Source organism: Duganella sp. LjRoot269 (assembly GCF_964254095.1).
Classification (GTDB): domain Bacteria; phylum Pseudomonadota; class Gammaproteobacteria; order Burkholderiales; family Burkholderiaceae_D; genus Rugamonas; species Rugamonas hordei.
Genome location: NZ_CAXUSL020000001.1, coordinates 372,956 through 387,115, shown reverse-complemented (window position 1 = coordinate 387,115; position 14,160 = coordinate 372,956). Strand labels below are relative to the sequence as shown.

The window sequence follows — 14,160 nt, the reverse complement described above, 5'->3', positions numbered from 1 at the left end:
CCCGATTGTGGATAAGCCTGTGGGAAATGCTGTGAGTAAATCAGGATAACTATTTACTGTGGATAAGCCTGGGTATAAGCCCGTGCATAGCTGGTGCAAAAGCCCGGGAAAAGCCGGGAAAACTTTTCCCCGCTTGAGCGGCATGTGGATAAAGCTGTGCAAAAGCGCCTGAACAAAGCAGGGATAACTCGCCTACACTGCAATCCGGGTCTCGAATTTGCTGCGGAAGGTGGAGAAATAGGCTTTGACGTTGCGCACATTGGTTTGCGTGGCGAACAAGCGGTGCGCCAGCGCGTGGTAGGCCGGCATGTCGGCCACCTGCACCACCAGCACGAAATCCGGCCCCGGCGCGACACGGTAGCATTGCAGCACGGCGTCGTCGGTGGCGACATGGGCTTCGAATTCCGCCATGCGTTCGGCGGCCTGGATATCCAGCGAGATTTCCACGATCGCCGTCAGGCTGGGGCCGACCTTTTCCGGCGCCACGATGGCGACCTGGCGCTGGATCACGCCGCTTTCGGTCAATTGCTTGACCCGCCGCAAGCACGTCGGCGGCGACACGTGGACCGCCAGCGCCAGCTCGCTGTTTGTTTGTGACGCATCAAGTTGCAGCGCATTCAGAATGCGACGATCTACTTCATCCATAAAAAATATCCTGTTAAATGAAATAATATTTCACGCTTAGTCCGCAATGAAAGAATATTTCAAACTATACAGGAATTAGAAAGCATATTTCATTGACCCTGCTCTAGCATGGGCGCTTAATCAAAAAGAAGAGGTTTTTATGTGCGGCATCGTCGGCGCGGTAGCGCAACGCAATATCACTCCCATCCTGATCGAAGGCCTGAAGCGTCTGGAATACCGGGGTTACGACTCCTGCGGCGTCGCCCTGCACGTGGATGGCCAGTTGCAGCGCTCGCGCAGCACCTCGCGCGTGGCCGACCTGGAAAAGCAGATCGGCGAGGCGCACATGCAAGGCTTCACCGGCATCGCCCACACGCGCTGGGCCACGCACGGCGCGCCGGCCTCGCACAACGCCCACCCGCACTTCTCGCCGTCGACCGAACAGGCCCGCATCGCGCTGGTCCACAACGGCATCATTGAAAACCACGACGAGCTGCGCGCCGAACTGACCGCGCTCGGCTACGTGTTCCAGAGCCAGACCGACACCGAAGTGATCGCCCACCTGGTCGACCACATGTACAACGGCGACCTGTTCGATACCGTCCAGCACGCCGTCAAGCGCCTGCACGGCGCCTACGCGATCGCCGTGTTCAGCCGTGAAGAACCGCACCGCGTTGTGGCCGCGCGCCAGGGCTCGCCGCTGATCGTCGGCATCGGCCAGGGCGAGAACTTCGTCGCCTCCGACGCGATGGCGCTGGCCGGCACCACCGACCAGATCATCTACCTGGAAGAAGGCGACGTGGTCGACCTGCAACTGGGCCGCACCTGGATTGTCGACGTCAACGGCAAGCCGGTGCAGCGCGAAGTAAAGACCGTGCAGGCGCACACCGGCGCGGCCGAGCTGGGGCCTTACCGCCACTACATGCAGAAGGAAATCTTCGAGCAGCCGCGCGTCATTGGCGACACGCTCGAAGGCGTCACCGGCATCATGCCGGAGCTGTTCGGCGACGGCGCCTACAACGTCTTCAAGCAGATCGATCGCGTGCTGATCCTGGCCTGCGGCACCAGCTACTACTCTGGCCTGACGGCCAAGTACTGGATCGAATCGGTGGCCAAGATCCCGGTCAACGTCGAAATCGCCAGCGAATACCGCTACCGCGACAGCGTGCCGCATCCCAACACGCTGGTGGTGACGATCTCGCAAAGCGGCGAAACGGCCGACACCCTGGCCGCGCTGAAGCACGCGCGCAGCTTGGGCATGGAACACACGCTGACGATCTGCAACGTCGCCACCAGCGCCATGGTGCGCGAATGCAAGCTGGCCTACATCACCCGCGCCGGCGTCGAAGTCGGCGTGGCGTCGACCAAGGCTTTCACCACGCAACTGGCCGCGCTGTTCCTGCTGACCCTGTCGCTGGCGCAAGTCAACGGCCGCCTGAGCGACGCCGAAGAAGCCCAGCACCTGAAAGCGATGCGCCACCTGCCGGTAGCGATCTCGGCGGTGCTGGCGCTGGAGCCCTTGATCATCGCCTGGGCCGAGGATTTCGCGCGCAAGGAAAACGCGCTGTTCCTCGGCCGCGGCATGCATTACCCGATCGCGCTGGAAGGCGCGTTGAAGCTGAAGGAAATCTCGTATATCCACGCCGAGGCTTATCCTGCGGGCGAACTGAAGCACGGCCCGCTGGCGCTGGTGACCGAGGAAATGCCGGTCGTCACCATCGCCCCGAACGACGCGCTGATCGAGAAGCTGAAATCGAACATGCAGGAAGTGCGCGCGCGCGGCGGCCAGCTGTACGTGTTCGCCGACGTCGATTCGCGCATCACCTCGGGCGAAGGCGTTCATGTGATCCGTTTGCCGGAGCACTATGGTCTGTTGTCGCCGATTCTGCATGTGGTGTCGCTGCAGCTGCTGGCCTACCACTCCGCGCTGGCGCGCGGCACTGACGTGGACAAGCCGCGCAATTTGGCCAAGTCTGTGACAGTGGAATAACCGAATGGATCGACTGGCCTTGATGGTGTAGAAAATAATAAAGTCTGACAAAAAATAATATAGTTTTACAAGTACAGGGGCGAGTGCCCCCTGTACGAATGTGGACCCACATCTAAGCGACTGCGCGTAAGTGCCTTGGCACCTGAGTTGCGCGTTGCTACCCATCACCGATTGGCATCCCAAACCCGCCAGTGATTCGCACACCCGAGCCATCACTTGAGTTAGGTGTCGCCGAAACGAGCGTTGTCCCGATGGCCGAGTTACCTGACCGACGGCTTCCGCACCATTGCGGAACTCGGAAATCTCGACTTTCCTGACGTTAAGTCGCCAAAAACCGTCGGTAAGCCAAAGCATCGCCACCCAGCGCCGCTACAGGCGATGAAAATATATCGTGGTTCTCCTTGATCGCTTCTATCTTCCGAGGAATAGGTCGTATGCCCCTGACCTTTCTAGCCCGAAGGAGGCGAAAACTTCATAGTTCGTCCTGTCGCAACCAACTTCATTCAAAGGACTAACCATGAAAACCTTCACCGTCCCAACCGCTGCCACCGTGTCCCCTGCGAACCAGGCTATCTTTGCCAACTTGCAGAAGGGTCTGGGCATGGTGCCCAACCTGTATGCCACGCTGGCGCACTCCGAACATGCGCTGGGCAACTACCTGACGCTGCAAAACGGCAAGTCCTCGCTGAACGCGAAAGAGCGTGAAGTGATCAATCTGGTGGTCAGCCAGGTCAACGAATGCGCGTACTGCTTGGCTGCCCATACCGCGCTGGGTGGCATGGTCGGCTTCACCCCAGAGCAGATCATCGCGATCCGTAAAGGTGGCGCTCCATTCGATGCCAAGCTTGATGCCCTGGCGCGCCTGGTGAAGAGTAGCGCCGAAGGCCGCGGTCACGCCGCCCCGGCTCTGCTGGCTGCCTTCTTCGCCGCCGGCTACACCGACGGCCAACTGGTCGATACCGTCATGGTCATCGGCGACAAGATCATCACCAACTACCTGCATGCGCTGACCCAGGTGCCGGTCGACTTCCCTGCCGCACCCGCGCTGTAATCCTGCCCATCCATCTGATCCAATCAGTAGACCGAGAGAGAACCAATATGATGACCTTGCGTACCCTGAGCGCTGCACTTGTCGCCGCCATCGGCCTGACCAACCTGGCGCATGCCGCTGATCCAGCCTATTTCACGCAAACCGAAAACTTGCACATGACGCGCGACGACAAAGGCGTGCTGCTCGTGGAGATGAATACCAACGGCGGGCCGTTCAAATTTACGGCCAAGGCACACGAAGCCTTTGTCGACGCCTTCTACCATATCAGCCGGGACCGCGATAACAAGATCGTGATCTTGACGGGTAAAGGTGGGCAGTGGATGGGCGACATCGACTTCGCCTCGTTCGGCGATGTCAGCGATCCCGACGTCTGGTCCAAGGTACACGACGAGGGCACGCAAATTGTGGAAAACATCGCCAATATCCGCGTGCCGATGATCTGCGCGGTGGAAGGCAAGGCCTGGGTACATAGCGAATACTGCGCCATGGCCAACGTGGTGGTGGCCGGCGCCGGCGCCAGCTTCAACGATGCGCCGCACTTCGCCGGCGGCATCGTTCCGGGCGACGGTATCTACACCACCTGGTCGTACCGCATGGGCCCGACCCGCGCCGAGGCGCTGCTGCTCGATCCGACGCCGTTCACAGCAGCGCAGGCCAAGGATTACGGCCTGGTGTCGGAAGTGGTGGCGAACGGCCAAGCCGTCGCCCGCGCCCGCGAACTGGCATCGCGCTACCTGAGCAAGCCGGAAGTCACCCGCCGCGATACCCGCACCTACTTCATGCAGCCGCTCAAGCTGGCACTGGTCCAGCAGACTGGTTACGGCCTGAGCCTGGAAGGCGCGAGTGCGGCCGCCCTGGTCAAATCGATGAAGGCCGCCAAGCAGTAATCGTACTCGCCGGCCGGCAGCCGCCGGTCGGTATTTCCTGTGAAGAGACATCGCATGTACCACCTTTACGCTTTCGCCACGCCAAACAGTATCAAACCCGTCATCGCGCTTGAGGAACTCGGCCTCGACTATGAACTGCACGGAGTGAACGTCCGCCAGGGCGAACAGAGATCGTCGCAGTTTGTTGAACGCAATCCGAACGCCAAAGTGCCGGTGCTGACAGTGACCGATGGCAGCCACACCATGTCGCTGAGTGAATCGGCCGCTATCCTGGTCTATCTGGCCGAGCGCCACGGTGCCCTGCTGCCGGCAGACGGCGAAGCGCGCGCCCGCGTATTCGAGCAGTTGTTTTTCCATGCATCGGCGGTCAGTCCGGCCTTCGGCCAGGCCGGCTACTTCCAGAAGCTGGCGCCAGAAGTGCTGCCGCATGCAGTCCAGCGCTTCCATGGCGAAGCGCTACGTACGCTGGCACTGCTCGACGGCATATTGGCCAGGCATGAATACGTGGCCGGAGCGACGCTGTCGGTTGCCGACATCGCCCACTTCGGCTGGATCTGGCGGCGCGCCTTCGCCGGCGTCGATCTGGATAACAGCCCCAACGTCGCGCGCTGGTTCGCCGCCATGCTGCAACGGCCGGCAGTGCAACGCGCCATCAGCAAAGTCGAAGCCCTGGTGCCACCAGCCTGATCACGGCCAACAGCAATCCCGCACATTTTAAAAGGAAGCTCTAAGGAGAACATAGCATGACACTGCAAGCTAAACTCGACGCATTCAAGGCCGATTTCAAGGGCGGCAAAGCACCTTACTTCGCCCCCCAAGAGATCCACCCCGTAATGGAGCGCGCCACCGCTGAGCTGATCGCGTCCGGCCAGGCTGGCCGCGCGCTGAAGGCGGGTGACCGTGCCCCCACTTTCATCCTCAACGATCCGGATGGCAAGCCGGTATCGTCGGCCGAGCTGCTGGTGAAGGGCCCGCTCATTGTCAGCTTCTACCGCGGCGTATGGTGTCCTTACTGCAACCTTGAGCTGCAGGCATTGCAGCAAACACTGCTCCAGTTCCAGGCCCTAGGCGCCAGCCTGCTCGCCATTTCGCCGCAGACCGCCGCCAACAGCCGCAAGTCGCAGCGCCAGAATAAGCTGGACTTCCCGATCCTGAGCGATACCCACAACGATGTGGCGGCGGCGTTCGGCCTGCGCTTCGCATTGCCGGACTACCTGGTCGACCTGTACAAGAGCCTCAAAAACGACCTGCCGGCGTTCAACGACGACCCGGCCTGGACGCTGCCGATGCCGGCGCGCTATGTCATCGGCCAGAATGGCGTGATCGCCTACGCTGAAGTCAATCCTGACTACACGCTGCGCCCCGAACCGGACAGCATGCTGCCCGTACTGCAAAGTTTGCAGGCTGATGCCTGACTTTAACCAGGTTTGCCAAGCGATTGGCAAGCCGATCAGGAGCCCATCATGACCAAACGGACTTTTCTTGTCACCGGCGCCAGCCAAGGCATAGGCCTGGCGATTTCCACCCGGCTCGCCGGCGCCGGCCACCATGTGATCGGTCTGGCACGCCGCGCAGACCAGCCGGCGTTTCCCGGCACGCTGGTCGCCGTCGACCTCGCCAATCGCGAGGCCAGCGCCCGCACGCTGGAACAGTTGGCCTCGCAATACCGCTTCGACGGCTTGGTTAACAACGTTGGCCTGGTTCGCCCGCAGGCGCTCGGCAGCATCGATCTGAACGACATGGATGCGGTGCTGGGCCTGAACCTGCGGCCCGCGGTGCAGGCAGCGCAGGCCATCTTGCCGCACATGCGTCAGCAAGGCTGGGGACGCATCGTCAACATCGCCAGCCTGACCGTGTTGGGTACGCCGGAACGCACCGCCTACGCCGGTGCCAAAGCCGCGCTGGTCAGCTTTGCCCGTACGTGGGCGTTGGAACTGGCCACCACCGGCATTACCGTGAATGCCGTCGCGCCAGGACCGACTGAAACTGAGCTATTCCGCGCCAACAACCCGGTCGGCAGCGCAGGCGAACGCCGTTACCTGAATGCGGTGCCGATGGGGCGCTTCGGGCAACCGGACGAGATCGCCGCTGCGGTCGCATTTCTGCTCAGTGAAGATGCCAGCTTCATCACTGGTCAGACGCTGTTCGTCGACGGCGGTGCGGCTTTGGGCAAAGCGCCGGTGTGAGCGCAAAGGTGACGGTGCTCAGACGGGCGCTTGCATGATCTCCTGTACGAACGCCGTGAAGGCGCGCGCCTTGGTGCTGGCCAGACGGCCGGCGGGATAAACCGCCCACAGGTCGATGGAAGGCAAGCTCCATTCCGGCAGCAGGCGTTCGACTGTGCCGCTTGCCAGTTCCGGCGCAAACATCCATTCCGATACGATGGCCACGCCGACGCCGCTGCAAACTGCCGCGCGTACGCCTTCCGCCGCATTCACGCGCAGTCGCCCACCCACAGTCACCGATACCTCGGCACTGTCGCGTTCAAACGACCACGTAGTCGCGCCGCCGGAATCTCGCAAATAGACCACCGCTTCGTGCCGCGCCAGGTCAGCCGGAATCTGTGGCGTGCCATGTTCCGCCAGATAGGCCGGTGCTGCTACCGCCAGGCGCCGCCCGGTGGCGATTCGGCGCGCGGTCATCGATGAATCACCGAGGTCGCCCATGCGTAACGCCACGTCTATGCCATGTTCCAGCAGATCGATTTGGCGGTCGTCAAGCATGACCTCGACTTCCAACGCAGGATGACGCTCCAAGAACTTCTTGACGTGAGGGATGATGTGCAGGCGCGCAAAGGTGACTGCCGCGCAGACGCGTAACTTGCCCACCAGATCGGTGTTGGCGCCACGCGCTACGCCATCCGCCTCGTCGACCATGGCGATCGCCCGCTTGGCCGATTCATAGTACGCTTGGCCAGTCTCGGTGGTAGTCAGGCCGCGCGTAGAGCGTAGCAACAGGCGCGCTTGCAGCCGCTCCTCCAGCTGCGCGATCGCCTTTGAAATGGCTGGCTGGCCCACCTCCAGCCGGCGTGCCGCAGCAGAGAACGATCCAGTCTCCACTGTACAAACGAAAGTTTCCATCAAAGTGAGCCGATCCATCCTGGTCCTTTTCAATACGCTTGGTCGCGAGACAGGGCATTCCGCGCAAGAATGGATTATATGCGCGGCACCTCTCTAGCTGGCAAGTCCTTAGGCAGCGATCATTCATCTGTCCCAACGACATTCACGCCAACTAACAAAAGGAATAATCATGAGCAAATTTACGACATACACCCGCGACACCGCACCAGCGGCATCCCAACCAGTCCTCGACGAAGTCAGCAAGGCTTTCGGCTTCGTGCCGAATCTGCAAGCGAATATGGCGGAATCGCCCGAGCTGCTGGCAGGCTACACCGCGCTGTGGGATCTGGTAGCCAAGAGCAGCCTGACCCCTGACGAGCAGCAAGTGGTCTATCTCACCGCCAACTTCGAACACAACTGCCATTACTGCATGGCCGGCCATACCACGCTGGCAAAAATGATCAAAATGGACCCAGCCTTGATCGCGGCACTGCGTGCCGGTGGCGCGCTGCCGGACGCCAAACTCGAAGCGCTGCATCGTTTCACCACCATCGTGGTGCGTGAACGCGGCTTTGTTCCCGAAGCCGAGGTCGACAGCTTCCTCGCGGCCGGCTACACCCGCCGCAATGTGCTGGAAGTGGTACTGGGCGTCGCAACCAAAGTGATGAGCAATTACACCAATCACCTGGTCGGTACGCAGCTTGACAAGTTCATGGCTGGCAACGAGTGGACCAGGCCCACCCACAGCTGATGTGTTAACAGGGCAAGTGGGGGTTGACGAGCCGGGAGAAGACCTAAAGCGCACCCTGCCGCAGCTGGCGCAGCAAGCTGCGTTTCGTAAGGCGGTGGCCGCCTTCACGGGGGAGCAATTGATTGATATGCCAAGGTTTTGTCAAACTTTATTATGTCTTTACAGTATGCGAACGGCTTAGCTTAACGCTCCCCTCTGAGCGTGTAGACCGGCTTCTCGGACTCCCCTTTCTCCACCATCGCGAGCAGGCGCTGCAGTTCCGTGCGCTCCTTATCGTCCTTTGCGGACGCTGCCAGGTTGCGCAGGATGGCGGCGTGCGCCGTCTGCAGCGCCTGCGCCGCAGGCACGGCGATGTCCGGTTTCACGCCGACGCGCTCCCAGTTGGTTTTGGTGACGAAATTGGTCGTGCGCGAGGTCGGGACCGAGACAACGATTCCGTTCCCCACGCTGAACCAGCTCACGGGATTGGAGCCGCCGCCGGTGGTTTCTCCGACCAGCGTCCCGCGCTTCTGCGTCTGGAAGTCATAGGCGCAATCCTCTCCGGCTGAAAACGTGCGGCCCGAGGTCAGTACGTACACGGGCTTGTCGTAGCGCAGTGCGACAGTCTTCACGGTCCAGAACTGCCGCGTCGTATCGTTCGGGCGATTGTACATATCGATCAGGTGACGCTCGTCGCCGAACGGGAAGAAATGGCTCATCAGGTAAGCCACGCTGGCCGGGCTCCCGCTGCCGTTGCGGCGCAGGTCGAGGATCAGCGCATCCGTCCCCGCCATGAGCGACATCGCCGCCGTGTACGCCGGGCCGACGAATTCCGGGCCTCCGAAGCCGCGCAGCTCGATGTAACCGACGTTGCCGGGAAGGCGTTCGATCTTCTCGATGTCATAGCCGCGCCGCGCGGTCTGCTCGCGCCATTCGTCAATCTTGGCGCGGTTGGGCACGTCGGCGGTATTGTTGGATTCACGAAAACCTTCGTAAATCCCGGCGCCGAAATGTTTGTCGCCGCTGAATTCGCGCAAGTCCTTCGCCAATGCCTCACTGAGCGCTGGCGCGGTGGCGGCGGACGCATAGCCTCCCTTGGCATGTTTGCCTGCAATCGCATGGCTGACCCGTTCGGCGACGGCGGGATCGATGTAATTCGCGTTCATTTTCGCTATCAGTGTCTGCACGATCGCGTCGCGATCGGACGCGTTCAACGGGGTGTCCGCCGCGAAGGTGGGAAACGACAGCAGCATGCTCAACACAACGCCTGCGACAAACTTCTTTCTACCCAACATACATTCCTCCAAGTTGAACTACGAATCGGGTCTCATGTTGAGCTGTTGCAGCGCATCCGCCAGGGCGGGCACATAGGTGCGGCTGGCGCGCAGCACACTGCCGTCGCGCAGGCGCAGCATGGCGTCCCGGTTTGTGAGCGAACGCATCTCGGCGATCATGTCCAGCCGCACGATGGACGAGCGGTGCACACGGTGGAACTGGCGCGGATCGAGCTGCATGGCCAGGTTGTGCAGGCGTTCACGCACCAGCCAGGTCTTGCCATTCGCATGCAGAGAGGCGTAGTCGCCGTCGGCCTCGATGCGCTCGACTTCAGCAACCGGTACCAGCACCGTACGCGATCCTATCCGCACACTGAAGCTGCGCATCGCCGTTGCTGCCGCTGGCGCGGCGCGGCCATGGCCGCGGTAGGGAAAAGCCTGCTGAGCGCGGTCAAGGGCGTCGTCGAAGCGTTCGTCATCGACCGGCTTGAGCAGGTAATCGAGGGCGGCCAGTTCGAAAGCTTGCAGGGCGAAGCCTTCGTAGGCGGTGAGCAGGATCGCCATCGGCCGCTGCGCCGGCGGCAACGCGGCCAGCACGTCGAGGCCGCTCTTGCCCGGCATCTCGACGTCGACAAACACCAGGTCGGGCTTCAGCGCCACAATCCCTTCATAAGCGCTGGCTCCGTCACCGAATTCGCCAACCAGCTCGAAGGCGCCGCGCCGTGCCAGCCTGGCTTTGACCGCCAGTCTGGCCAGCGGCTCGTCGTCGACGATAACGACCCGGATGTTCATGCTGCCGCCTCCATACCGCGCAGAGGCATGGAGATGCGCACGTGGAAGCGACCATCCGCACGCCAACCTGCGTCCACCTCTTGATCCGCGCCGTACAGGTGGCGCAGGCGTTCCCTTACGTTGGCCAGGCCGATGCCGCTTCCCTCGCGCGCCGGCTGTTGGCCGTCGTTCTGCACGCCGATGAGCAGGCGCGCCCCGGCGCGTTCGACCAGAATGTCGAGCCGCCCGGGAGCGGCCAGCGCTGCGATGCCGTGGCGGATCGCATTCTCGACCAGCGGCTGCAGCATGAGGTAGGGCACGACGCTGTCCAGCAGGTCCGGGCCGGCCTTCATCGTCAGGCGCAGGCGCTCGCCGAGGCGCGCCTTTTCGATGGCGAGGTAGGCGTCGAGGAGGGCCAGTTCATCGGCCAGCGAATGCTCGTGGCGGCCGTCGTGGGCAAGGGTGGCGCGCAGGAAGTCGGCCACGCACGCGAGCATGCGGTTGGCTTCACGGTTGGACTGGGCAGACACCAACGCGGAAATCGCGTTCAGGGAGTTGAACAGGAAATGCGGATTGACCTGCAGTCGCAGCGCGCGCAGCTCGGCGTCGCGGGCCGCGCTTTGCGCCTGGGCGAGATGCAAGCGGACCTGTTGCAGCGACAGGTAATAGGCCGCCACCGCATGGGCCGCGCAGAACGAAGTCAGCGCCAGCCAGCAGCCATCCAGACCCCGGGTGAGCTCGTCCCAGTGGTAGCCGGTTATCAGCCCGAGCGAGATCGCAAGGCGCTGCCCCATCACGGCATTCAAGATCGACATCGCGTAGCTGGTTACCAGCAACACCAACGCCATCCTCAGCCAGGGCCACTCGCGGCGCCACATGGCCCGCTGCAGCAGCGTCAGCGGAATCAGCCACGCCAGGCAGGCGACAAAGAAAAGCGTACGGAAGGCAACCACATTGCCATGACCGAAGGCGGGCAAGCCGAGGATGGCCATGCAGGCGCAAACCGGCAGTGCGGCCAGCACAGGAACGAGCAAGGGGGTTTCGACTTTCACGTTGGGTTTCCAGAATGCAATCTGGTCATTGTATCGTGTCAGTCACCTATCGAAAAAAGCATTGAGCTGATCTTCCAGCCATCTTCCGAGCGCACCATCTGCCAGCTCTCGCTGCCGCGATTGGTCACCTTGTCGTCGACGAGGAAGTCGAAATCGAACCAGACCGAGGCGACAGCACCATTGGTATCGATGCGCACGTTGTAGAAGCGCTCCTCGACTGGCACCTTTGCGTCCTGGATAAATTTGGAGAACTTCTTCCAGCTCGATGGGAACACCTTGGGCGCCTGCGGATTGAGCGCCTTCACCTTCTCCCATTTCGCCTCGTCGGCAACCGACAACCAACTGTCGTGGTTCTGCAGGAAGAGGTTGGCAAGGGTATTGCCGTCACGAGCGATGATTGCAGCCTTGAATTGCTCGACCACCTTTTCTATTGGCGCGATGTCGGCCGCATGGGCGCCGACAGGTTTATCAGCGGCATGTACCGGGCTGGCCAGGCACAATGCAAGAAGGGTGAGGGAAAGTAAAACGCGCATGGAAAGTCCCGAGGTATGAAAGTTTTCACCTTAGGCGATAGCCGGACCGTGGTCTAGCCGAATGCGCCGACCCGTGCATAAACTGCGACCGGTTGGTTAAAACTTGACAGTCAAACGAGGACTAAGCTGCTGTTATCGGTGGTCAGCGCATGGCGTTCCTGTACGCCTTGGGCGAGCTGCCGTTGAGGCGTTTGAAGGCGTTGCTGAAGGCGCTCTCGGACGTATAGCCGAGCGAACGGGCGACCACGGCGACCTGCGTGGTTTCGTCCCGCAAGGCGCGTTCGGCTAGGCGCATGCGCCATTCGGTCAGATAGGTCAGCGGCGCCACGCCGGCGACGGTCCGGAAATGCACCGCGAACGAGGTGCGGGACATCGCGCAGGCCTTGGCCAGTTCCTCCAGATGCCAGGCGCGGGCGGGATCGCCGTGCATCAAGCGCAGCGCCGGCGCGATGCGTGGATCGCCCAGCGCCCGCAGCCAGCCGCTGGGCATGGCGCTGGTGGTCTTCAGGTGCGCGCGCACTATCTGGATGAAGAGAAGCTGAGCAAGTTGCGCCGATACCAGCTGCGCACCTGGCAGCTGGGCAACGCCCTCTTCCACCAACTGGTCGAGCAGCCAGCGGAAGGTGGTCGCCTGCGGTGACGCAGCCGGCACATGTATCCAGGGCGGCAGTACGTCCGCCAGCAAGCGGCCGCTGGCCGGGTCGAGCAGCACGTGGCCGCCGATATGCGCGAAATCGTTGCCGTCGCCCAGCGTCGCGCTGCCGCCGGCAAACACGCTCATCGCGTCGACCGGCACCGCATCGGGATCGCTGCCCAGCACGAAAGAGCGCTTGGCGGTCAACAGGCCGACGTCCCCCGTTTCAAAACGCACCGGTTCCGCTTCGCCGTCTATGCTTACCCAGCAAGCGCCCTTTACCACCGCAAAGAACTTGATTTTTTCCGGCGCAGGAAAACGGACGGCCCACCTCCCTCCCGCCTTGAAACCGCCGGTGACCAGCGATTCGGCGTTGGTGAATTTGAGAATGTCGGAAAAAGGATCGGTGCTCATTTTTGTACTATCGCACAAGTAACGCGCATTTTGAAGCATTCACAGTACCAAATTCCCGCCATATCATTCCCTTGCCGTTTTTTCGGACCAAGGAGATTTATATGAACAAAGAAAAACCAGTACTCGTCACCGGTGGCACCGGGTTCATCGCCCAGCACTGCATCCTGGCGCTGCTGCGCGACGGATATCGGGTACGCACCACCGTCCGCTCGCTGGCGCGGGAAGCGGAAGTACGGGATAACCTCAAGACCGGCGGAATGCGGCCGGATGACCACCTGTCCTTCGTTGTGGCCGATCTCACCGCGGACGGCGGCTGGGCCGAGGCCGCCGCCGGTTGCGCCTATGTGCTGCACGGCGCCTCGCCGACGCCGTCGGGCGACCAGACCCGCGAGGAGGATTGGATCCAGCCCGCCGTCGAAGGCAATCTTCGCGTGCTGCGCGCGGCGCGCGATGCCGGGGTCGAGCGCGTCGTGCTGACCTCCGCCTTCGGCGCGGTCTGCGCCGGACACAAGCAGATGGAGCGCCCGTTCGACGAGACCGACTGGAGCGATCTGAGCGGCAAGGTGTGGCCTTATCAGAAATCGAAGACGCTGGCCGAGCGCGCGGCCTGGGATTTCATCGCCCGGGAAGGCGGCGGGCTCGAGCTCTCCGCCGTCAACCCGGTCACCGTTCTCGGCCCGGCGCTCGGCGCCGATTACTCGCATTCCATCCGCCTGATCAAGGGCATGATGGAGGGACAGGCCTGCGCGCGCATCAATACCGGCCTGGTCGATGTGCGCGACGTGGCCGACCTGCACCTGCGCGCCATGACGCATCCGGCGGCGAGCGGTCAGCGCTTCCTCGCCATCGCCGGCGAAAGCATGTGGCTGGCCGACATTGCCAGGGTGTTGCGGCATCGTATGGGCCCCGCCGCCGGCAAGGTATCGACGCGGGTATTGCCGAACTGGCTGGTGCGTCTTGGCGCCCTGGGCAATCCGTCGTTGAAAGGAGTCACGCCGCTGCTGGGACTGAACCTGAACGCCACCGGCGAAAAGGCCCGCCGTCTGCTCGGCTGGACGCCGCGATCGCGGGAGGAGGCCATCGTCTCCACCGCCGGCAGCCTGATCCAGCTTGGCCTGTTGAAATAAGGCAGGCCACACAC

15 protein-coding genes are annotated in these 14,160 nt (G+C 62.1%); 8 read left to right on the top strand and 7 right to left on the bottom strand.

Annotated elements, in window-relative coordinates; genetic code table 11:
* Window positions 1-192: 192 nt before the first annotated feature.
* The gene (locus ACSQ3S_RS01610) at window positions 193-645 is read right to left on the bottom strand and encodes an Lrp/AsnC family transcriptional regulator (protein WP_176653235.1); all 453 of its coding nucleotides are present in this window, start codon (window positions 643-645) and stop codon (window positions 193-195) included.
* Between the two features lie 139 nt (window positions 646-784).
* On the opposite strand from ACSQ3S_RS01610, the gene glmS reads away from it, so the two are divergent.
* The 6 genes from glmS (at window position 785) to ACSQ3S_RS01580 (ending at window position 6,738) form a co-directional block, all read left to right on the top strand.
* The gene (gene glmS, locus ACSQ3S_RS01605; protein ID WP_436141412.1) at window positions 785-2,614 is read left to right on the top strand and encodes a glutamine--fructose-6-phosphate transaminase (isomerizing); all 1,830 of its coding nucleotides are present in this window, start codon (window positions 785-787) and stop codon (window positions 2,612-2,614) included.
* A gap of 517 nt (window positions 2,615-3,131) precedes the next feature.
* A complete protein-coding gene (locus ACSQ3S_RS01600; protein ID WP_436141411.1) occupies window positions 3,132-3,665 on the top strand; it encodes a carboxymuconolactone decarboxylase family protein in 534 nt (177 codons plus the stop codon).
* 47 nt (window positions 3,666-3,712) lie between these two features.
* A complete protein-coding gene (locus ACSQ3S_RS01595; RefSeq protein WP_436141410.1) occupies window positions 3,713-4,552 on the top strand; it encodes an enoyl-CoA hydratase/isomerase family protein in 840 nt (279 codons plus the stop codon).
* A gap of 54 nt (window positions 4,553-4,606) precedes the next feature.
* Window positions 4,607-5,239: a glutathione S-transferase family protein gene (locus ACSQ3S_RS01590; RefSeq protein WP_436141409.1), complete on the top strand. Its 633-nt coding sequence runs from the start codon at window positions 4,607-4,609 to the stop codon at window positions 5,237-5,239.
* 56 nt (window positions 5,240-5,295) lie between these two features.
* Window positions 5,296-5,967, top strand: coding sequence for a peroxiredoxin-like family protein (locus ACSQ3S_RS01585; protein ID WP_436141408.1), 672 nt, complete (start codon window positions 5,296-5,298; stop codon window positions 5,965-5,967).
* 48 nt (window positions 5,968-6,015) lie between these two features.
* Window positions 6,016-6,738, top strand: a complete 723-nt coding sequence (locus ACSQ3S_RS01580; RefSeq protein ID WP_436141407.1) for an SDR family oxidoreductase — start codon at window positions 6,016-6,018, stop codon at window positions 6,736-6,738.
* Between the two features lie 18 nt (window positions 6,739-6,756).
* Here the strand turns inward: ACSQ3S_RS01580 and ACSQ3S_RS01575 are convergent, their stop codons facing one another.
* Complete coding sequence (locus ACSQ3S_RS01575) at window positions 6,757-7,650, bottom strand: LysR family transcriptional regulator (RefSeq protein ID WP_436141406.1); 894 nt, start codon at window positions 7,648-7,650, stop codon at window positions 6,757-6,759.
* Between the two features lie 151 nt (window positions 7,651-7,801).
* Here ACSQ3S_RS01575 and ACSQ3S_RS01570 point away from each other — a divergent pair, with 151 nt between their 5' ends.
* A complete protein-coding gene (locus ACSQ3S_RS01570) occupies window positions 7,802-8,362 on the top strand; it encodes a carboxymuconolactone decarboxylase family protein (RefSeq protein ID WP_436141405.1) in 561 nt (186 codons plus the stop codon).
* Window positions 8,363-8,544: 182 nt separating this feature from the next.
* Here ACSQ3S_RS01570 and ACSQ3S_RS01565 read toward each other — a convergent pair whose 3' ends face one another.
* The 5 genes from ACSQ3S_RS01565 to ACSQ3S_RS01545 form a co-directional block, all read right to left on the bottom strand.
* Complete coding sequence (locus ACSQ3S_RS01565) at window positions 8,545-9,594, bottom strand: S41 family peptidase (RefSeq protein WP_436144979.1); 1,050 nt, start codon at window positions 9,592-9,594, stop codon at window positions 8,545-8,547.
* Window positions 9,595-9,654: 60 nt separating this feature from the next.
* Window positions 9,655-10,407 (bottom strand): LytR/AlgR family response regulator transcription factor, encoded by a 753-nt coding sequence (locus ACSQ3S_RS01560; protein WP_436141404.1) that lies wholly within the window; start codon window positions 10,405-10,407, stop codon window positions 9,655-9,657.
* Window positions 10,404-11,438, bottom strand: coding sequence for a sensor histidine kinase (locus ACSQ3S_RS01555; RefSeq protein ID WP_436141403.1), 1,035 nt, complete (start codon window positions 11,436-11,438; stop codon window positions 10,404-10,406). The genes ACSQ3S_RS01560 and ACSQ3S_RS01555 overlap by 4 nt, the downstream gene beginning before the upstream one ends.
* Before the next feature lie 38 nt (window positions 11,439-11,476).
* The gene (locus ACSQ3S_RS01550) at window positions 11,477-11,971 is read right to left on the bottom strand and encodes a hypothetical protein (RefSeq protein ID WP_436141402.1); all 495 of its coding nucleotides are present in this window, start codon (window positions 11,969-11,971) and stop codon (window positions 11,477-11,479) included.
* Between the two features lie 142 nt (window positions 11,972-12,113).
* Window positions 12,114-13,058 (bottom strand): AraC family transcriptional regulator, encoded by a 945-nt coding sequence (locus ACSQ3S_RS01545; protein WP_436141401.1) that lies wholly within the window; start codon window positions 13,056-13,058, stop codon window positions 12,114-12,116.
* A gap of 62 nt (window positions 13,059-13,120) precedes the next feature.
* On the opposite strand from ACSQ3S_RS01545, the gene ACSQ3S_RS01540 reads away from it, so the two are divergent.
* Window positions 13,121-14,146 (top strand): SDR family oxidoreductase, encoded by a 1,026-nt coding sequence (locus tag ACSQ3S_RS01540; RefSeq protein WP_176653250.1) that lies wholly within the window; start codon window positions 13,121-13,123, stop codon window positions 14,144-14,146.
* Window positions 14,147-14,160 lie beyond the last annotated feature (14 nt).